2 protein-coding genes are annotated in these 23,387 nt (G+C 68.9%); both read left to right on the forward strand.

Translation table 11 applies throughout. The features are described 5' to 3' along the window. Positions 1–160 precede the first annotated feature (160 nt). Complete coding sequence (locus NVV99_RS19810) at positions 161–21,040, forward strand: non-ribosomal peptide synthase/polyketide synthase (protein ID WP_024101638.1); 20,880 nt, start codon at positions 161–163, stop codon at positions 21,038–21,040. 141 nt (positions 21,041–21,181) lie between these two features. After that, on the forward strand, positions 21,182–23,387 hold a 2,206-nt coding region (locus NVV99_RS19815; RefSeq protein ID WP_260783002.1), incomplete at its 3' end, for an amino acid adenylation domain-containing protein.

Raw genomic sequence — 23,387 nt, forward strand, 5'->3', positions numbered from 1 at the left:
AAGGCTGGGGATTCGTTGCTGCGTCCGGTCCTGCGGAGAGTCCTACCGCCCGGCCGCGCCGTAACGATTCCCACCTGGTCAGCAGATAAACCGAGAAGGTTGTGCGCTGCGCAAGCTGCCGCCGATGGGGGTTGCGCGACGGTGAGAGAGAGGTTGGGGATTGGACTCGCTGGGTAGCGGCGGATCGGAAGCGGCGAACGCGCAGGGCATCGTGCCGCCCGGGGCCTTTCCGCTCTCGCCGGCACAGCTGGGCATGTGGTTCGCTCAGCACGTCGATCCGACGGTGCCCGCCAACATCGCTCAGTACGTCGAACTCGAGGGCGACCTCGACCGCGACCTGCTGCGTGCCGCGAGTGTCCGCGCCGCCCACGAGATGGGATCGGGTTTCCTCCGGTTCATCGAGGTCGACGCCCAGCCCTACCAGCTCGTCGACCCCACTCTCGAAGAGTCCGTCGGGTACGAGGATCTTCGGGGCGAGCCCGATCCTCGCCAGGCCGCGCTCGACTGGATGCGCGACGACCGCAGCCGTCCCGTCGACGTCCTCCGCGACCGGCTGATCTCCGCGACGGTCCTGCGCATCGGTGACCGTCGTTACTTCTGGTACAACCGCGTCCACCATCTCGCGCTCGACGGTTTCGCCGCCGCGACCTTCATGACCCGCATCGCCGAGCTCTACACGGCGTCGGTCGACGGCGTCGAACCGTCCCCGAGCCTCGCGTCCGATCTGCGCAAGGTCCACGACGTCGAGATGGAGTACCGCGGATCGAAGCGGTTCGCCGACGACCGCGAGTACTGGGCGCGGCAGATCGAGGGCATCGAGGAACCCACGAGCCTCGCCGGCCGCACCGCGGCGCCCGCGCCGGTCAGCCGCATCGACAGCGCGGCGTTGTCGGACGAGACCGAACGTCGCGTCGAGCAGCTGTCGGAGCGGGAGAACACGAGTCTGGCGACCGCCGTCATCGCGGCGTTCGCGGCCTACGTCGCCCAGATGACCGGGCAGACCGACGTCGTCCTGAGCCTGCCCGTCGCGGCTCGCACGACCGCCCTGTTGCGCCGCTCCGGCAGCATGGTCTCGAACGTCGTCCCGCTCCGGCTGAGCGTGACCGACGAGACCACTGTGCACGACCTGATCGCGGCGTCCGGTGCTGCCGTCTCGGGCGCGCTGCGTCACCAGCGCTACCGGCACGAGGACATCGTCCGCGACCGCGCCGCGACCTCGGCGGGTGGAGCGCAGTCCACCTTCTTCGGACCGTGGGTCAACATCATGCTGTTCGACAACGAGGTCCGACTCGGCGACATGGTGGGACGGATCAACATCCTGTCCACCGGTCTGATCGAGGATCTCGGCGTCAACGTCTACACCAGCGGCGACAACACCCACATCGACTTCGAGTCGAACCCGAATCTCTACGGACCCGACCGGGCCGCCTCCGACCACGCGCGGTTCGTCGAGTTCTTCGACCGCTTCGTCGGTTCGGCCTCCGACCGGCCCGTCTGGGACATCCCGCTCGCCGGCGGCACCGAACTCGACCGGGTCGTCCGCGACTGGAACCGCACCGACCATCCCGTGCAGCGCCGCGACCTGCTCGCGGAGTTCCACGACCGGGTCGCGACCTCTCCCGAGGCGACCGCGCTGGTCTTCGAAGGAGAATCGCTGACCTACGCCGAATTCGCCGCGCGGGTGAACAGCCTTGCCCGGGCACTGGTCGATCTCGGTGTCGGCCCCGAGTCCCTCGTCGGACTGTCCATCCGACGCTCGCTCGAGCTCGTCGTCGGCATGTACGCGATCGTCGAGGCGGGTGGTGCCTGGGTGCCGATCGACCCCGACCACCCCGCCGATCGCACCGCCTACATCCTCGAGACCGCCCACCCCGCGGCGGTGCTCACCACGGCACGCGACGACGTGACGCTGCCCGAGGGCATCCCCACGATCGACGTCGACACCTTCGACCACTCGCGGTTCGGCACGACACCGCTCACCGACGCCGAACGACGCGGACCGATCCTGCCGGACACGACCGCCTACGTCATCTTCACCTCCGGTTCGACGGGCCGGCCGAAGGGCGTGGCCGTGAGCCACGTGGCGATCGACAACCAGATCCAGTGGATGAACGACCAGTACGGTCTGACCTCCACCGACGTGTACCTGCAGAAGACCGCGACGACCTTCGATGTGTCGCTGTGGGGCTTCTTCATGCCCCTGCGCGTCGGCGCGACCCTCGTGATCGCGACGCCCGACGGGCACCGCGACCCGGTCTACGTCGCGAACAAGATCGCCGAGCACGACGTCACGATCACCGACTTCGTGCCGTCGATGCTCACCGTCTTCGTCGCGAACGCGCCTGCGGGAACGTGTGATTCGCTGCGCCACGTCTTCGTCATCGGTGAGGCCCTGCCGTCCGAGACCGCCGCGGACTTCGCGCGGATGTGCCCGGCCGGGCTCCACAACCTGTACGGCCCCACCGAAGCGGCGGTCTCCATCACCTACCACCGGGCCGCTCCCGGCGACGTGCACAGCGTCCCGATCGGCGTCCCGCAGTGGAACAGCCGCGCATACGTCCTCGACCGGCGGCTGCGTCCGGTGCCGGTGGGCCGGCCCGGCGAGCTGTACCTCGCCGGAATCCAGCTCGCGCGCGGGTATCTCGACCGTCCCGACCTGACCTCCGACCGTTTCCTTGCCGATCCCTTCGGGGCGCCCGGCGAGCGGATGTACCGCACCGGCGACCTGGTGCGGTGGGAGACCGCCGCCGACGGCACGGGTCTGCTCGAATACATCGGCCGCACCGACTTCCAGGTCAAGTTCCGCGGCCAGCGCATCGAACTCGGCGAGATCGAAGCGGTGCTCCTCGCGCACCCCGCGGTCTCGCAGGCCGTCGTGCTCGTGGTGGCGACCCCCACCGGCGACCAGCTCGTGGGGTACGTCGTCGCGGCTCCCGGCCGCACCATCGACACCTCCGATCTCGCCGACCACGCCGGCCGGTCGCTGCCGTCGTACATGGTTCCGGCGTCACTCATGGTGCTCGACGCGCTGCCGCTCAACACGAGCGGCAAGCTCGACCGGAAGGCGTTGCCGGAGCCGGTCTTCAGCAGCACCCGCATCTTCCGTGAGCCGCGCACTCCCGCCGAGCGTGCCGTCGCCGAAGCGTTCGGCGAGGTCCTCGGTGTCGAACGTGTCGGTCTCGACGACGACTTCTTCGAACTCGGCGGCAACTCCCTCGTCGCCACCCAGGTGGTCTCCCGCATCGGAGCCGCGCTCGACACCCAGGTGCCCGTGCGCGTGCTGTTCGAGGCGTCCACCGTCGTGGGTCTCGCGACCCGGCTCGCCAAGCAGATCGGTACCGGCGCGCGGTCCCCGCTCGTCGCTCGCCCGCGACCCGACGTGCTGCCGTTGTCGACTGCGCAGCAACGGATCTGGTTCCTCAACCGCTTCGACGTCAGTACCGCCGCCTACAACCTTCCGTTCACGGTGCGGCTCACCGGCGCCGTCGATGCCGCAGCGGTGTCCGACGCCTTCGCCGACGTGGTGGCGCGGCACGAGAGCCTGCGGACCGTCTACCCCGAGGTGGACGGCGAACCGCAGCAGACGATCCTTCCGGTCGAGCAGGTCGTCGTCCCGCTCGAGCCGATCGACGTCGACGAGCAGGACCTGCACGCGGCCGTCGTCGACCTCGCGAGCCGCGGTTTCGACGTCGTCCGCGACGTCCCCTTCCGTGTCGCGCTGTACCGGCTCGCCCCCGACGACTACGTCCTGGCGATGGTGCTGCACCACATCGCAGCCGACGGCTCCTCGTTCGGCCCGTTCGCCCGCGACGTCGTCACGGCCTACAGCGCCCGCACCGAAGGGAACAAGCCGAGCTGGACGCCGCTTCCCGTCCAGTACGCCGACTACGCCGTCTGGCAGCGCGAGGCCCTCGGCGACGAGGCCGACCCGAATTCCGTTGCGGCGCAACAGCTCGACTACTGGGTGAACGAGCTCGACGGTCTGCCCGACCAGCTCGACCTGCCCACCGACCGGACCCGGCCCGCCGTCTCCTCCTACAACGGCGACAAGCACCGCTTCGCGATCGACGCCGAGACCCACCGCGGTCTCGTCGACCTCGCCCGCAAGCAGCACGCGTCGCTGTTCATGGTCGTCCACGCGGCCTACGCGGCGCTGCTGTCCCGCCTCAGCGGTTCCGACGACATCGCCATCGGCACCGCCGTGGCAGGCCGCGGGGAGAAGGATCTCGACGACCTGATCGGCATGTTCGTCAACACCCTCGTCCTGCGCACCCGGGTCGATCCCGGCGTGTCGTTCGAGGACTACCTCGCCGGCGTCCGGGAGACCGACCTGACGGCGTTCTCGAACGCCGACGTCCCCTTCGAGCGTCTCGTCGAGGTGCTCAACCCGCCGCGCTCGACCGCGCGGCACCCGCTGTTCCAGGCCGCGCTGTCCCTCGAACCGGGTACCGCGCGCGACGTCTCGTTCGCGGGAGTCCACGCCGTCGGCGCCGAACTGGACGTGCCGATCTCCAAGTTCGACATCCAGCTCTGGGTGACCGAGAAGACCGGTGACGACGGCGAGCCCGCCGGCCTCGACGCCCTGTTCGAATACGCCACCGACCTGTTCGACGCCGCGACGGTCGCGGTCTTCGCGGAACGCTTCGCGCGGCTCCTCGCCGGGATCGTCGCCGATGCGTCGACCTGCGTGGGCGACCTGGCGATCCTCTCGCCCGGGGAGGCCGAACGCCTGCTCACGGCGACGGGGCCCGAGCCCGCCGAGGCCCGCACCCTGGTGGAGCTGCTGACCACCGGCGCCGTCGACCATCCCGACCGCGTCGCCGTCCGCGACCGCGACACCGTCCTGACCTACCGCGAGCTCGACACGTGGTCGAACCGCATCGCCCGGCGGCTCGTCGAGCGCGGTGCCCGGCCCGACGGCATCGTCGCGCTGGCCTTCCCGCGGTCGTGGGAGATGGTGCTCGCCGTGTGGTCGGTCGCCAAGACCGGCGCCGCCTACACGCCCGTCGACCCGGAGTACCCGGCCGAACGCGTCACCCACATGCTCGACGACTCGTCGGCCGTCTTCGGTCTGACGACGGGGGAGTACGCCACCGGTCTGCCCTCGGCTACCGAGTGGATCCGCCTCGACGACCCCGAGTTCGTCGACGCGTGCGCGTCCTACCCGGACGGCCCGCTCACCGACGCCGACCGCGCTGCGCCGCTGCGCCTCGACCACACCGCCTACGTCATCTACACCTCCGGTTCGACGGGCAAGCCCAAGGGCGTCGCCGTCACCCACCGCGGCCTCGCCGGTCTCGTCCGCGAGACCGTCGAACTGTACGGCGTGACAGAGGAATCGAAGCTCCTGCACATCTGCTCGCCGAGCTTCGACCCGACGGTCCTCGACTGGACGCTGGCCGGGTCCACCGGCGCCGAACTCGTCGTGACACCGCCGTCCGTCTACGGCGGCGCCGAACTGCGCGCGCTCATCGAACGCACCGGCGTCACCCACACCGTCATCACCCCGGCGGTGCTCGGTTCCGTCGACCCGAGCGGACTCGACGCTCTGCGCGTCGTGAACGTCGGTGGCGACGTGTCCACGGCCGACCTCGTCTCCCGCTGGGCGCCCGGCCGTCGCTTCTACAACGCCTACGGACCGACCGAGACCACGATCGTCTCGACGCGCGCTCTGCTCGAACCGTCCGGGCCGATCACCATCGGACGGCCTGTGGCGGGCGTGCACGCCCTGGTCCTCGACAGCCGGCTCCGCCCGGTCCCCGCCGGTGTCGCGGGTGAGCTCTATCTCGCGGGCGACGTGCTCGCCCGGGGTTACCACCGACGCCCGGCACTCACCGCCGACCGGTTCGTGGCGAACCCGTTCGGCGCGAGCGGAACCCGGATGTACCGCACCGGCGACATCGTGCGCTGGGACGAGCAGGGCCGCATCGAGTTCGCCGGACGCGCCGACTTCCAGGTCAAGGTCCGCGGCTACCGCATCGAACTCGGGGAGATCGACGCCGCGCTGCTGACTCACCCCTCGGTCGCCTTCGCGACCACCGTCGGACACGAGATGCCGTCCGGTCAGACCGCACTCGTCGCATACGTGCACGGGGACGAGCAGATCGATCCTGCCGAACTCGCCGATCACGTCGGCCGCTCGCTGCCGTCGTACATGGTGCCCTCGCAGATCATCGTGCTCGACGAGGTGCCGCTCAACCCGGTCGGCAAGCTCGACCGCCGTGCCCTGCCCGAACCCGATCTCGGCATCAGCTACCGCGAGTTCCGTGCCCCGACCACCCCCATCGAGGAGACGGTCGCGAACGTCTTCGCCGAGGTGCTCGGCGTCCAGGGCGTGGGTCTCGACGACGACTTCTTCGAGCTCGGCGGCAACTCGCTGCTCGCCACGCAGGTCGTCTCCCGGCTCGGTGTCGCCCTCGACGCGCAGGTGCCGGTGCGGGCGTTGTTCGAATCCAGTTCGGTGGCGGCCCTGGCGGTGCGCGTCGAGCAGGAGGCAGGTCGCGGAGCGCGCATCGCTCTGACGAAGATGCCGCGGCCCGAACGTGTTCCGCTGTCGCTCGCGCAGCAGCGCATGTGGTTCCTCAACCGCTTCGATCCGCGGTCGTCCACCTACAACCTCCCGATGGCGCTGCGCCTGACCGGCGAACTGGACGTCGCCGCACTGCAGGTGTCGATCATGGACGTCATCGATCGGCACGAGTCGTTACGCACCGTCTTCCCCGACTCGCCGAACGGACCGCACCAGGTCGTCCGTGCCGCGGCGGAGGTCGTGCCGGATCTGACCCCGACCCGGATCACCCCCGACGAGCTGCCCGCCTCCGTGCGGCGCCTGGTCTTCACCGGCCTGGACGTGACGTCGGACGTGCCGATCCGCGCCGAACTGTTCGAACTCGGCGACCAGGAACACGTGCTCGCGCTCGTCGTGCACCACATCTCGGCCGACGGCTGGTCCACCGGCCCGATGGCGCGCGACATCATGGTCGCCTACACCGCCCGCACCGAATGGGAGGAGCCCTCGTGGGCACCCCTGCCGGTGCAGTACGCCGACTACACGCTGTGGCAGCGGCAGGTGCTCGGGTCCGAGGACGATCCGCAGTCGCTGATCTCCCGGCAGCTCGACTACTGGCGTCGCACCCTCGCCGGTGCGCCCGATCAGCTCGATCTGCCCGCCGACCGTCCGCGGCCGGCCGTGCAGTCGTACTCCGGTGCGACCGTGGACTTCCCGATCGATCCGGAACTGCATCGCGAGCTCGTGGCGCTGGCACGTACCCGCAACGCGTCGCTGTTCATGGTGGTGCACGCGGCCCTGAGCGTGCTGCTCGCGCGGATGTCCGGTCAGGACGACATCGCGATCGGCACCCCGGTCGCGGGTCGCGGCGAGCAGGCGCTCGACGACCTGATCGGCATGTTCGTCAACACCCTCGTGCTGCGCACGGATGTCGATTCGGGCAGGCCGTTCACCGCGCACCTCGCACGGGCACGCGACGCGGCGCTCGGCGCCTTCGGCCACGCCGACGTGCCGTTCGAGCGGCTCGTCGAGGTGCTCAACCCGACCCGCTCCACCGCCCGGCACCCGCTGTTCCAGGTGATGCTCTCGTTCGAGAACCTGCGCGCCGCGCACGTCGAACTGCGTGGCCTGACCCTCGACGTGCTCGACATCGACACGGCGGTCGCCAGGTTCGACCTGCAGCTCACCCTCACCGAGGACTTCGCGGAGGACGGCACGCCGAACGGTCTCGGAGCGGCGTTCACCTATGCGACCGACCTGTTCGATCACGCGACGGTGCGCGGATTCGCCGATCGCTTCGTCCGCATCCTCGAGGCCGTGGTGCGCGAGCCCGAGGTCGTCGTCGGCGACATCGACCTGCTCGACGCCGACGAGCGTCTCGCGGTCCTCGAATCGTGGAACGCCACCGCGCACGAGTTGGAACCGGCCACTCTCGTCGACCTGTTCGACGCCCGGGTGGCGACGGATCCCGACGCCGTGGCCGTGGCTTTCGAGGGTGAGCAGCTGACCTACGCGGACTTCGACGCGCGAGTGAATCGCCTTGCCCGCCATCTGATCTCGCAGGGTGTCGGACCGGAGTCGACCGTCGGACTCGCGGTGCGGCGCTCCCTCGACCTTCTCGTCGGCATGTACGCGATCGTCAAGGCCGGCGGCGCCTACCTGCCGCTCGACCCCGATCAGCCCGCCGACCGCAACGTGTACATCCTCGACACGGCGGCGCCGGTCGCGGTGCTGACCACCACCCGCGACGGCTTCGGGTCGACCGCGGCCGCGCGCACGATCGAGATCGACACGCTCGATGTGTCCGACCTGCCGTCCGGCCCGATCACCGATGCCGATCGCATCGCCACGCTCACGCCGGCGAACACCGCCTACGTCATCTTCACGTCCGGTTCGACGGGACGGCCCAAGGGTGTCGCGGTGCCGCACGGCGCGATCGTCAACCGCCTGCTGTGGATGCAGGACGAGTACGGCCTCGGTCGCGACGACGTGGTCCTGCAGAAGACGCCGTTCACCTTCGACGTGTCGGTGTGGGAGTTCTTCTGGCCCCTGCAGATCGGTGCGCGACTCGAGATCGCACTGCCCGACGGTCATCGGGACCCGGCCTATCTCGCCCGGGTCATGGCCGACCGCGGCGTCACGGTCGCGCACTTCGTGCCGTCCATGCTCGCGGTCTTCGTCGCCGAGAACGCCGCGGCCTCGGCCTCATCGTTGCGGATGGTCTTCGCCTCGGGCGAGGCACTGCCCGCCTCGGTCGCCGCACGCCTGCGGTCGATCCTGCCGGGCGCTCGCCTGCACAACCTGTACGGCCCCACCGAGGCGGCCGTCGACGTGACCTACCACGAGGTCACCGCGGCCGACGCGGTGTCGGTGCCGATCGGCGTCCCGGTCTGGAACACCGGCGTCCACGTCCTCGACGGCCGACTGCATCCGGTGCCGGTCGGTGTCGCGGGTGAGCTCTACCTGTCGGGTGTCCAGCTGGCGCGCGGTTACGTGGCGCGGCCGGATCTGACGGCGGAACGCTTCGTCGCCTCGCCGTACGGGGCGGGGGAGAGGCTCTACCGCACGGGCGATCTCGTGCGGTGGGTCGTCCGGGAGACCTCCGACGCACGCACGGCGCGTGCCGAACTCGAATACATCGGCCGCACCGACTTCCAGGTCAAGCTGCGCGGTCTGCGCATCGAACTCGGCGAGATCGAGACGGCTCTGCTCGCGCTCGACGACGTCGATCAGGCCGTCGTGCTCGTGCGCTCGGACGCCCACTCCGGTGAGCACCTCGTCGCCTATCTCGTCGCCGCCGACGGCCGGTCGCTCGACACCACCTCCGTCTCGCGTCGTCTCGCCGGCTCGCTGCCGGCCTACATGGTGCCGTCGGTCTACGTCGTGCTCGACGAGTTCCCGCTCGGATCGTCGGGCAAGCTCGACCGCAAGGCCCTGCCGGCCCCGGTCTTCGAGGTCAAGGAGTTCCGCGCCCCGACGACCCCGGTCGAACAGATCGTCGCGTCGGTCTTCGCCGACGTCCTCGGACTCGACCGCGTCGGTCTCGACGACGACTTCTTCGCGCTCGGCGGCAACTCGCTGATCGCAACACAGGCCGTCTCCCGCATCGGCGAATCCCTCGGTGGCCGAGTGGCATTGCGCGCGATCTTCGAGGCGTCCACCGTCGAGGCCCTCGCCGCCGACGTCGAGGCCGACTCGTCGGGTGCGGCCCGCACACCGCTCGTCGCCGGGCGCCGCCCCGAACGGGTTCCGCTGTCGCTCGCGCAGCAACGCATGTGGTTCCTCAACCGTTTCGACCCGGAGTCCGCGGTCAACAACATCCCGGTGGCCGTGCACCTGTCCGGTGCGCTCGACGTCGCTGCGCTCGGGACCGCGCTGCGCGACGTCGTCGCACGGCACGAATCGCTCCGCACCGTCTATCCCGACGTCGACGGCTACGGCTACCAGAAGGTGCTGCCGGTCTCGGAGGTGCCGGTCGAGTTGACCGTCACCCGCATCGACGCAGACCGCCTGCCTGCCGAACTGCGGGCACTCGCGGCGACCACCTTCGACGTCGTGCGCGACGTGCCGATGGTGGTGCGGCTGTTCGAGACCGGCCCTGATTCGCACGTGCTCGTCGCGATCCTGCACCACATCGCCGCCGACGGATTCTCGATGGTGCCGTTGACCCGCGACATCATGATCGCGTACGCGGCTCGGTCGCAGGGCGGGGATCCGGCCTGGGCTCCGCTCGAAGTCCAGTATGCCGACTTTACTCTCTGGCAACACGAGGTGCTCGGTGCGGAGAACGACCCGGAATCGCTGTTATCAAAGCAAATTCGTTACTGGACGAAGGTGCTTGCTGGTCTACCTGACAGTCTCGACCTGCCGGCGGATCGGCCTCGCCCGGCGGTGGCGTCCTACGCGGGTGCCGTCACCCGATTGCGGATCGACGCTGAGCTCCGTATCGCTATCGAACGCGTCGCCCAGCAACACCGCTCCACCGAGTTCATGGTGGTGCACGCGGTGTTGGCCTTACTGCTTGCGCGGCTGAGCGGCTCCGGTGACATCACTATCGGTACTCCGGTCGCGGGCCGCGGTGAACGTTCCCTCGACGACCTCATCGGTATGTTTGTCAATACGCTCGTTCTGCGGACCCGAGTGGATCCCTCAGCGGGATTCGAAGATCTGCTTGCCCATGTCCGCGAAGTGGACCTCGGGGCCTTCGGGCACGCAGAGCTTCCGTTCGAACGTCTCGTCGACGTACTTGCTCCCGTTCGCACTCAGGCTCACAATCCGTTGTTCCAGGTGATGCTCGCATTCCAGAACCTTGGGCAGGTCGCTCTTGAGTTGTCGAACCTATCGGTCTCGAACCTGCCGTTCGACCACGGCATGTCGAAGTTCGACCTCGCATTTACCGTTCTCGACGTTGGCGAAGAAGAGGTCGATCGCGGTTATGAACTTGAAATTCAATATGCGACTGATTTGTTCGACGCCTCCACAATCGACGAATTGAGTAAGCGATTTGTCCGTCTCCTCCATGTCGTCACCGCAGACTCGTCCGTGACGGTGGGAGATATCGATCTACTGGATGCCGACGAGCGGTCGCGTCTGCTCCAGCATTGGAATGACACTCATCATGAGGTGGATGAGTCGTCTACCCTCGTGAATCTGTTCTTCGAACAGGTCGAGCGCACGCCGGATGCGATCGCGGTGGAATTCGAGGGTGAGGCACTGACCTACTCCGAATTCTCCTCCCGTGTCAATCGTCTTGCACGGCATCTGGTCTCGGTGGGAGTGGGGCCGGACTCGACGGTCGCGTTGGCTATGCGTCGGTCGACAAGCTTGTTGGTGGGTATGTACGCCGTTGTGGTGGCGGGAGGCGCCTACGTCCCGGTGGATCCGGATCAACCGGACGAGCGCAACGCATATATCCTCGACACGGTGGCTCCCGTGGTGGTGTTGACGACTGAAAGCGACAAGTTTGCGGTCTCCGGAGCAAAAGTGGTGCCGAACCTGACTATCGACACCTTGGATCTGTGCGATGTTTCGGATGCGCCTGTGTCGGATGTAGATCGGGTATCGCCGTTGCGGCGGACGAACACCGCCTACGTCATCTTCACGTCGGGATCGACGGGACGACCGAAGGGTGTTGCGGTACCGCACCGCGCGATAGTCAATCGTCTGCGCTGGATGCAGCACGAATACCCGCTTGACGCCACCGATGTAGTACTGCAAAAGACTCCGTTCACCTTCGACGTCTCGGTCTGGGAGTTCTTCTGGCCATTGCAGGTCGGCGCTCGCCTCGTGGTGGCGCGGCCCGACGGTCACCGCGATCCGCGCTACCTGGTCTCCGTGATAGCGCGCAGTTCCGTCTCGGTCGTTCACTTTGTCCCGTCGATGCTCGCGGTCTTCGTTGCAGAGTCTTCCGTCGCCAATTGCTCGTCGCTGCGTTACTTATTCGCGTCGGGTGAGGCGCTCCCGCCAGCGTTGGCGGCCCGCACCATTGCCGTCTTGCCCCGTGTCGGGCTGCACAATCTGTACGGACCGACGGAGGCTGCGGTGGACGTGACGTACCACGAGGTCGTCGATTCTGACGTGCTGTCGGTGCCGATCGGCGCGCCTGTGTGGAACACGAAGGTCTACGTCCTCGATCACCGCCTGGCTCCGGTCCCTGTTGGTGTCCCGGGGGAACTTTATCTCGCGGGCGTTCAGCTTGCCCGAGGTTACGTAAATCGGCCGGATCTGACGGCCGACCGCTTCGTTGCCTCTCCATTCGGTGATGGTGAGCGTCTGTACCGCACCGGCGATCTCGTCCGATGGATTGGTGATGGTGAGCGGGGTGAACTCGACTACATTGGGCGAACAGATTTCCAGGTCAAGCTCCGTGGTCTGCGGATCGAATTAGGGGAAATCGAAGCCGCACTTCTCGAATGTGACGACGTCGACCAAGCCGCAGTCCTCGTGCGACAGGACCAACTGGTCGCATATATCGTGCCGCAGAGCGGCGCGACCCTCGACCGCGAGGTGGTCGATACGTATCTGTCGACGCGTCTGCCGTCCTACATGGTGCCCGCGACCTATCTCGTGCTCGATGCCATGCCATTGGGTGCGTCCGGCAAACTCGACCGCAAGGCGTTGCCAGATCCTGTTATCGAGTTACAGGAGTTCATGCCGCCGCGCACGCCGGTCGAGGAGATCGTCGCGGGTGTCTACGCGCAGGTGCTCGGTGTCCCGCGCGTCGGCCGCACCGACGACTTCTTCGCGCTCGGTGGGAACTCGCTCGTGGCGACGCAGGTGGTCGCCCGTCTCGGCGACGCCCTCGACACGACCGTCCCCGTCCGTGCCCTGTTCGACGCCCCCACCGTCGAGGCTCTCGCGGTCCGCGTCGAACAGTTCGGGGGAGCCGGGTCGCGGCCCGCCCTCGAACGGCGCGAGCGTCCGGAGCGGATCCCGCTGTCGCCCGCGCAGCAGCGCATGTGGTTCCTCAACCGCTTCGATCCGGCCTCCGCGGCGAACAACATCCCCGTCGGTGTCCGCCTCACCGGGAACCTCGACGTCGACGCGCTGCGCACCGCGCTCGGCGACGTCATCGAGCGGCACGAGTCCCTGCGGACGGTCTACCCGGACATCGACGGCGTCGGCCACCAGTCGGTGCAGCCGCCCTACGAGGTGGAACTGCCCGTCGAGCGGGTCGCCGAGAGCAGCCTGCTCGAGCGGGCGGAGCAGCTCACCTCGGCCGGCTTCGACGTCACGAGCGAAGTGCCGCTGCGGGTCGTGCTGTTCTCGCTCGGCGCGCGTGAGCACGTGCTGTTCCTCGTGGTCCACCACATCGCGTCCGACGGCTTCTCGCTGCGGCCGCTCGCGCGCGACATCATGGTCGCCTACGCGAGCCGTTCGCGCGGTGAGACCCCGAACTGGGCGCCGCTCGAGGTGCAGTACGCCGACTACGCGTTGTGGCAGCGCGACGTGCTCGGCTCCGAGGACGATCCGCGTTCGGTGCTCTCCCGCCAGGTGGAGTACTGGACCGCGCAGCTGGCGGACCTTCCCGACCAGCTCGACCTGCCGTCGGATCGTGCTCGCCCCGAGGTCGCGTCGAACACCGGACGCACCAGCCGGTTCCGTATCGAACCCGAGCTGCACTCGGCGCTGGAAAGCCTTGCCCGGGAGCGGAACACGTCCCTGTTCATGGTCGTGCACGCGGCCCTGACGGTGCTGCTGGCGCGACTGTCCGACAGCGAGGACATCGCGATCGGCACCCCGATCGCGGGTCGCGGCGCGGCCGCCCTCGACGACCTCGTCGGCATGTTCGTCAACACGCTCGTGCTGCGTGTCGGTGTGCGCAACGACATCCGGTTCCAGGATCTCCTCGCCGAGGTGCGCGACACCGACCTCGACGCCTTCGCGAACGCCGACGTCCCCTTCGAGCGGCTCGTGGAGATCCTCGACCCGCAGCGTTCGCAGGCGCGTCACCCGCTGTTCCAGGTGGCTCTGACCTTCCAGAACACCGGCCGGGTCGAGTTCGACCTCGACGGCGTCACCGCCGCGGCGGTCGACTACGAGGCGCCCACCGCCAAGTTCGACCTGCAGTTCACCTTCGCCGAGAGCGTCGGCGAGGACGGTTCGGCGGCCGGTATGGACTTCGCCGTCACCTACGCGACCGATCTGTTCGACGACCTGCGGGTCGCGGCGTTCGCGGAGCAGCTGCTGCGCATCCTGCGCGGGGTGGCCGAGGATCCGGCGGCGGTGGTCGGCGACATCGAGATCGTCGACGACTTCGAACGCGAACTGGTCGTCTCGCGCTGGAATTCGCTGGGCGACGACGTCGCACCGGCCGGAACGACACTCGTCGACATGTTCGAGGCGCGCGTCGCCGAACGCGGCGACGCGGTCGCGGTGCGGTTCGGCGACGAGCAGTTGTCCTACCGCGAACTCGGTGCGCGGGTGCACCGCCTGGCACGTCATCTCATCGATGTCGGTGCGGGTCCGGAGGATCTGGTCGCGGTCGCGATGCCGCGCTCGCTCGATCTGATCGTGGCGCTGCTCGCGGTGCTCGAGGCCGGTGCCGGTTACCTGCCGATCGACCCGAACTCGCCGACCGACCGGATCGAGTTCCTGGTTTCGGACGCGACGCCGGTGGCGGTGGTGACCACTTCGGACGTCGAGGTCGCGTTCCCGGCCTCGGTGCCGGTCGTCGAGATCGACCGTCTCGATCTGTCGGAGGTCGACGACGCACCGATCCTCGACGCGGAGCGTCGTGCCCCGCTGACGTCGACGAATCTGGCGTACGTGATCTACACGTCGGGCTCGACGGGACGCCCGAAGGGTGTGCTGATCCCGCACCGCAATGTGGTGCGGCTGATGGTCAACACCGAATCGGTGTACGGCTTCGACTCGTCGGACGTGTGGACGATGTTCCACAGCTACGCCTTCGACTTCTCGGTGTGGGAGCTGTGGGGACCGCTGCTCTACGGCGGAACCCTCGTGGTCGTCGACTACTTCACGTCGCGTTCACCGGAAGCCTTCCGCGAGTTGCTGATCCGCGAGCGGGTCACCGTGCTCAACCAGACCCCGTCGGCGTTCTACCAGCTTGTCGAGGCCGACCGGGTGGCGGCCGACGAGGCACAGCTGTCGCTGCGGTACGTGATCTTCGGTGGTGAGGCACTCGAGCCACGGCGTCTGGCCGGGTGGTTCGAGCGTCACGGCGACACCTCACCGCGGTTGGTGAACATGTACGGCATCACCGAGACGACCGTGCACGTGTCGTACCGGGAGATCGGTGCCGACCTGGCGCAGGGCGCGTCCGCGAGCGTGGTCGGTGTGCCGATCGCGGGTCTGCGGGTGTACGTGCTCGACCGGCGGCTCAAGCCGGTGCCGGTGGGTGTGGCCGGCGAGATGTACGTCGGCGGCGGCCAATTGGCGCGTGGATACCTGCGCCGTCCGGAGCTGTCGGCGGCACGTTTCGTCGCCGATCCGTTCTCGTCCGACGGTGCGCTGCTGTACCGGACGGGCGACGTCGCACGCTGGGTCGTCTCGGGCGATCTCGAATATCTCGGACGCGCCGACGACCAGGTGAAGATCCGCGGTTTCCGCATCGAACTCGGTGAGGTCGAGGCTGCGGTGCTCGCGCAGGACGAGGTCGCCCACGCGGCGGTCATCGTGCGCGAGGACACCCCGGGAGCGGCCCGGATCGTCGCCTATGTGGTTCCGCACGAGGGCATGTCGATCGACACCGAAGCGCTGCGCAGCAGTGTCGCCGTGATTCTTCCGGAGTACATGGTGCCCTCGGCGTTCGTGGTGATCGACGCGATCCCGCTGACGGTCAACGGCAAGCTCGACCGGCGGGCGTTGCCCGAGCCGGTGTTCGAGACGCGTGGTTTCCGCGCGCCGAGCACCCCGATCGAGGAGATCGTGGCGGGTGTGTTCGCCGATGTGCTCGGTGTCGACCGCATCGGTGCTGACGACGATTTCTTCGCGCTCGGTGGCAACTCGTTGATCGCGACGCAGGTGGTTTCCCGGCTCGGTGCCGCGCTCGATGCGCAGGTGCCGGTGCGGGCGTTGTTCGAGGCGTCCACCGTCGCGGAACTCGCGACGCGGGTCGAGCAGGAGTCCGGTCGCGGTGCGCGGGTGCCGCTCACGGCCCGGACCCGGCCGGAGTCGATCCCGCTGTCGCTGGCGCAGCAGCGGATGTGGTTCCTCAACCGCTTCGATCCCGACTCGACGGCCTACAACATCCCGTTCGCGTTGCGGATGACGGGCGCACTGGACGTCGACGCCTTGCGTGCCGCGGTCGCCGACCTCGTCGCACGGCACGAGTCCCTGCGGACCGTCTACCCCGAGACCGAATCCGGTCCGGTGCAGCGCATCCTGCCCGCCTCGCAGGTCCGGCCCGAGCTCGAACCGGTGGACGTCACCGCCGCCGATCTCGAACCGCGGATGCGGGAGATCGCCGCGGCCGGCTTCGACGTCACGGTCGACGTGCCGGTGCGGATGCATCTGCTCCGCGTCGCCGACGACGATCACGTCCTCGTCACCGTGGTCCACCACATCAGCGCCGACGGCTCGTCGATGGTGCCGCTGGTCCGCGACGTCATGACGGCCTACGCCGCCCGGTCCGCGGACAGCGATCCGGCGTGGGCGCCGCTCGAGGTGCAGTACGCCGACTTCGCGTTGTGGCAGCGGGAGGTCCTCGGCTCCGAGGACGATCCGGAGTCCACCGCCGCCGAGCAGCTCGGCTACTGGCGCATCGCGCTCGCCGACCTGCCCGACCAGCTCGACCTGCCGCTCGACCGTCCGCGGCCTGCGCAGCAGAGCTTCCGCGGCGACCGCGTGGAGTTCACCATCGGTGCCGATCTGCACCGCGAGCTGCGCGACCTGGCACGCAACCGGAACGCGACCGTGTTCATGGCCGTGCACGCGGCCTTCGCGGCGCTGCTCGCGCGCCTGTCCGGCTCGACGGACATCGCGGTGGGCACCCCCATCGCGGGTCGCACCGAGCAGGCCACCGAGGACATCATCGGCATGTTCGTCAACACGCTGGTGCTCCGGCTGGAGGTGGACGGTGGTGCGTCCTTCGACGAACTGCTCTCCGCGGCACGGGAAACCGATCTGCAGGCGTTCGCCCACGCGGACGTGCCGTTCGAGCGCCTCGTCGAGGTCCTGAACCCGGCCCGCTCGACCGCCCGGCACCCGCTGTTCCAGGTCGGCTTCTCGTTCCAGAACCAGAGCCGCTCCGAACTCGCCCTGCCCGGCCTCGACATCGAACCGGTCGATCTCGAAGGCGGCACCGCCCAGTTCGACATGCACCTGATCGTCGCCGACAGCTACGGCGACGATGGCGCGCCGCAGGGCATCGACGCAATCCTCACCTACGCGACGGATCTGTTCGACCGCGAGACCGCGGAAGCCGTCGCGGCCCGTTTCGAGCAGCTGCTCGAAGCGCTCGTCGAGTCGCCGGCACTGCCCGTCGGCGATCACGCGTTGCTCCTGCCGCAGGAGCGCGACGCGGTGCTCGGCGCGTGGAACGACACCGCCCACGGAACCGACACCGGAGCGACCCTCGTCGGTCTGTTCGACGAGCAGGTCGCCGCACACCGCGACGACGTCGCGCTCGTGTACGAGGGCCGGCAGTGGACCTACGGCGAGTTCGACTCGTCGGTCAACCGTCTCGCCCGGCACCTGCTGGGTCTCGGTGTGGGACCGGAGCACCGGGTCGCGCTGGCGATCCGTCGTTCGCCCGAGTTGCTCGTGGGCATGTACGCGATCGCGAAGACCGGCGCGGCCTACGTGCCGGTCGACCCGGAGCAACCCGCCGAGCGCAACACCTACATCCTCGACACGGCCGCTCCCGTCGCGATCGTCACGACGAGCGGCGACCGGGTCGAGCACGGCACCGCGCCGGTCGTCGAACTCGACCGTCTCGACCTCACCGGGCTCCCGGACGGCCCGATCACCGACGACGACCGGTCGGCTCCACTGCGGCCGGGCAACACGGCGTATGTGATCTTCACGTCGGGTTCGACCGGACGCCCCAAGGGCGTCGCGGTCTCCCACGCCGCGGTCGTCAACCAGTTGCTGTGGAAGCGTGAGCATTTCGGCATCGGGTCCGACGACGCGGTGCTGCTCAAGACCGTCGCGACGTTCGACCTGTCGGTGTGGGAGTTCTGGTCGGCGCTCACCTCCGGTGCCCGCCTGGTGATCGCCACCGCCGACGGACACCGCGATCCCGACTACCTGCTCGCGCTGCTGCGCGACGAGCAGGTGACCACGCTGCACACCGTTCCGTCCATGCTGTCGATGCTGATGACGGTCGCGGCCGGTCCGGTGGCGCCGTCGCTGCGGCGGATCCTCGCGATCGGTGAGGCACTGCCCGCGGCGGTGGCCCAGCAGTTCCGCGCGGACAACACTGCGACGCTGTACAACCTCTACGGGCCGACCGAGGCTGCGGTCTCGGTGACCGTCCACGAGGTCGACGACGCCGACCGCACCGTCGTCCCGATCGGTGTGCCCGAGTGGAACACGGCCGTCTACGTCCTCGACGACCGGTTGCGACCGGTGGCGCCGGGCGTCGCCGGCGAGCTGTACCTCGCGGGTGCCCAGCTCGCGCGGGGCTACCACGACCGTCCCGACCTCACCGCGGACCGGTTCGTCGCCGACCCGTACGGGCGCGGACGCATGTACCGCACGGGGGACATCGTCCGGTGGAACCGTGCCGGTCGCCTCGAATACCTCGACCGGGCCGACTTCCAGGTCAAGGTACGCGGTTACCGCATCGAACTCGGCGAGGTCGAGACCGTCCTGCGGGAGCTGCCGGACGTGAAGGACGTCGCCGTCCTGGTGCGCAACACCGCCCACCTCGGCGACCGTCTCGTCGCGTACGTCGTTCCGGCCACCGACGCGTTCGACTCCGGTGCGACACGGGCGTTCGACGCCGGTGCGACACGGGCGTTCGACGCCGGTGCGACACGGGCGGCGCTCGCGGAGCGACTGCCGTCGTACATGGTGCCGTCGGCCTTCGTCGAACTCGACGCGCTGCCGCTGAACACCAACGGCAAGCTCGACCGGCGGGCCCTGCCCGACCCCGAACTCGACGCGGGGCAGTTCCGCGCCCCGACCGATCCCGTCGAGGAGATCGTGGCCGCGACCGTCGCCGAACTGCTCGGTGTCGAGCGGGCCGGTCTCGACGACGACTTCTTCGAACTCGGTGGCAACTCGCTGCTCGCGACGCAGCTCGCCGCCCGGCTCGGTGCCGCACTCGACACCCGCGTGCCCGTCCGGACCGTCTTCGAGTCGTCCACGGTAGTCGCGCTCGCCGCCCGCATCCGGCCGTCGGTGGGCGAGGGCGCCCGCCCGGCACTCACGACCGTCCCGCGCCCCGAACAGGTGCCGCTGTCGCTCGCCCAGCAGCGCATGTGGACCCTGAACCGGGTCGATCCCGAATCGGGTGTCTACAACATCCCCGTCGCCGTGCGCCTGACCGGTGCGCTCGACGTGGACGCCCTGCGCGCAGCGATCGCCGACCTGTTCGCCCGGCACGAGGTGCTGCGCACCGTCTACCCGGACAGCGGTGACGGTCCGGTGCAGGTCGTGCTGCCGGTCGCACAGGCCGTGCCCGAGCTCACCCCGGTGAGCGTGACCACCGACGAGCTCGTCGACCGCCTCACCGAGATCCTCGGCAGCGGATTCGACGTGACGGCATCGGTCCCGCCGGTGCGGGTCGCGCTGCTGCGTCTCGCGGCGGACGAACATGTCCTCGCGGTCGTGGCGCACCACATCAGCGCCGACGGGTACTCGATGCGTCCGCTCGTGCGCGACGTGATGACCGCCTATCTCGCGCACGCCGCGGGGGAGACCCCGGGATGGGAACCGCTCGAGGTCCAGTACGCCGACTACACGCTGTGGCAGCAGAGAGTTCTCGGCTCCGAAGACGATCCCGAGAGCGAGCTGTCGCGTCAGCTCGACTACTGGGCCGACGAACTCTCCGGTGTCCCGGAGGTTCTCGCCCTGCCCACGGATCGTCCGCGCCCCGCCCGCCAGTCGACCGTCGGTGAGTCGTTCACCTTCACGATCGGTGAGGAACTCGCGCAGCGCATCGAGAAGACCGCCCGCGAGCACAACGCGACGGTCTTCATGACGATGCACGCCGCCTTCGCGGTGCTGCTCGCCCGCCTGTCGGGCAGCGAGGACATCGCGGTGGGGACCCCGACCGCCGGTCGTGGTGAGGAAGCGCTCGACGACCTCGTCGGCATGTTCGTCAACACCCTCGTGCTCCGCACCCGGGTGGCCGGTTCGGCGACCTTCGCGGAGCTGCTCGCACAGGCCAAGGAGAAGGACCTCGCGGCGTTCGGCAACGCCGACGTGCCGTTCGAGCGGGTCGTCGAACGTCTCGGTGTGCGACGCAACAGCGCGTACACCCCGCTGTTCCAGGCGATGCTCACCTTCCAGAACATCGACACGGGCACCTTCGCCCTGCCGGGGCTCGAGGTGGCCGCGCTCGAGACGGGCGCCGACCAGGCGAAGTTCGACCTGCAGTGCACGGTGGTCGAACGGTTCTCCGAGTCGGGAGCGCTGACCGCGCTCGATGTGACCTTCACCTACGCCACGGCACTGTTCGACGCCGCGACGGTCGAGGCCTTCGGCGATCGCTTCGTCCGGATCCTCGAGGCCGTCAGCGCCGACCCGCAGGTCGTCCTCCGTTCGATCGACATCCGCACGGATGCCGAGCGGGCGCGGGCGGCCCGGCCGAAGAAGGCACGCACCGTCGCCGATCTTCCGGCACTCGTGGCGGCAGCGGCCGCGGTGGCCCCGGACACCGTCGCCTTCCGGCACGGTGAGCGCGAGGTCACACTCGGCGAGTTCGCCCAGCGTCTGGACACCATGGCCACCACGACCGGCGGTGCGCTCACCGCGGAAGCGCTCGTCTCGGTGGTTTTGAACGGCCTCGTACCGGGGATGCTGCCCCAACTCGGCGCCGACGGTCTCGCACAGTTGGTGCGCGATGTGATCGCCGTCGCGGAAGGCGTCGATGCCGATGCGGTGGGAGACGCGGATTAGTCCTGTGTCGGTCACTTCGGGATAATGGAAGATCGGCTGTCGTTCGACTGCCCGGCCAGTACGGTGCCGGGTGGCAGCGGGGGGCGGTGTCGCGTGCACAGCGTGATGCCGAGCGCAGGTTATTTCAGGAGGCTGACGTAGATGACGGGTGACATGGCGGGCAAGCCGGCGCTGGCGATCGAGGACCTTCCCCGGTTGCTCGCCGCCGTCGCGGAGATCGAACCCGACCGCGTCGCCCTCACCGACGGTGATACCCGTATCGGCTACGCGCGCCTGCGCGACGAGATCGCCACGCTCGACACCGCCATGGGCGGTGCGCTCGGTTTCGACGCGCTGTTCCCGGTCGTTCTGTCGAACATCGCGCCCGCTCTGCTGGGTGCTCCGGGTCTCGCGGGGGTGGTCGACGCCCTGCTGGCCGACGCCGTCGAGGTGCTCGGCGACGATGTGGCAGCACCGGCCACGGTCGATCCCGACACCCTCATGGCGCGTTTCGACGCCCAGGTGGCGCGGACCCCCGATGCGGTCGCTCTCGATTTCGACGGGCAGGCCCTGACCTACCGCGAATTCGACGCCCGCGCCAACCGTCTCGCACGTCACCTCATCGGTCTCGGTGTGGGCCCCGACGCACGTGTCGGTCTCGCCGTCCGTCGGTCGTTCGACCTGCTGGTCGGCATGTACGCGATCGTCAAGGCCGGTGGCGCCTACGTGCCGCTCGATCCCGACCACCCGGCCGACCGCCTCGCCTACGTCCTCGAGATCGCCGAGCCGGTCGCCGTCGTCACCACCGAGCGCGACGCCGTCGATCTCCCCGGTTCCGTCCCGGCGCTGACGATCGACACCCTCGACCTGTCCGAGGTATCCGACGAGCCGATCACTCCGGAGGAGCGCGGCGGCGCGCTCACGGCCGATCACCTCGCCTACGTCATCTTCACGTCGGGTTCGACGGGACGGCCCAAGGGCGTCGCCGTCGAGCACCGGGCGATCGTCGCGAACATCGACTGGCGTCAGTCCGAGTACGGGATGCGCGCCGACGACGTGGTGCTGCAGAAGACGCCGTTCACCTTCGACGTGTCGGTCTGGGAGTTCTTCTGGCCCCTGCAGGTGGGTGCCCGTCTCACGATCGCCGTGCCCGACGGGCACCGCGACCCTGCCTACCTCGCGCAGACGATGATCGAACGCGGCGTGACGATCGCGCACTTCGTGCCGTCGATGCTCGCCGTCTACCTCACCGAGTCCACCGCCGCGTCGGTGAGCACCCTTCGCTATGTCTTCGCGTCCGGTGAGGCGCTGCCGCCGCAGACCGTCGCCCGCTTCTACGAGATCTCCTCGGCGCGTCTGCACAACCTCTACGGGCCCACCGAGGCCGCGGTCGACGTCACCTACTTCGCGACCTCCGCCGACGACACCGTCGTGCCGATCGGTGCCGCCGTGGCCGACACCGGCCTCTACGTCCTCGACGAGGGTCTGCGCCCCGTCCCGGACGGTGTCGAGGGCGAGCTCTACCTCGCGGGCGTCCAGCTCGCGCGCGGCTATCTCCGTCGCCCCGATCTGACCTCCGATCGCTTCGTCGCCGACCCGTTCGGCGAGCCCGGCGACCGCATGTACCGCACCGGCGACCTCGTGAAGACGAACGAGGACGGGCAGATCGAGTACATCGGCCGTACGGACTTCCAGGTGAAGCTGCGCGGTCTGCGCATCGAACTCGGCGAGATCGAATCGGCGTTGCTCGACCACCCGGGCGTGCGGCAGTCGGTCGTCGTCGTGCACTCCGACCCCGCGCTCGGCGACCACCTCGTCGCCTACCTCGTCACCGACGGCCGCGACATCGAACGGTCCGAGCTCGCCGACGCCGTGCGCCGGCGCCTGCCCGACTACATGGTGCCGTCGCTGTTCGTCGAACTCGACGAGTTCCCGCTCGGCGGCAGCGGCAAGCTCGACCGGAAGGCCTTGCCCGCACCGGATTTCAGCTCCCTGCAGCGCGAATACCGCGCGCCGTCGACGGCTACCGAGCATGCCGTCGTCGCCGCTTTCGAGCAGGTCCTCGGCATCGAGCAGCTCGGTGTCGACGACGACTTCTTCGAACTCGGCGGCAACTCCCTGAGCGCGACGCGGGTCGTCGCGCGGCTCAGCGCCGATCACAAGGTCCGCATCGACGTCCGCGAGTTCTTCGACGCCCCGACGGCGGCCGAACTCGCCTCGCTCGTCGACGCCGCCATGGCCTCGGGTGGCGACGGACGCGCACCGCTGGTCCCGCAGGTGCGTCCGGAACTGGTGCCGTTGTCGCTCGCGCAGCAGCGGATGTGGTTCCTCAACCGCTTCGAACCGGAATCGGCGGTCAACAACATCC

It is taken from the genome of Rhodococcus sp. PAE-6 (genome assembly GCF_025290685.1).
Lineage (GTDB): Bacteria > Actinomycetota > Actinomycetes > Mycobacteriales > Mycobacteriaceae > Rhodococcus > Rhodococcus pyridinivorans.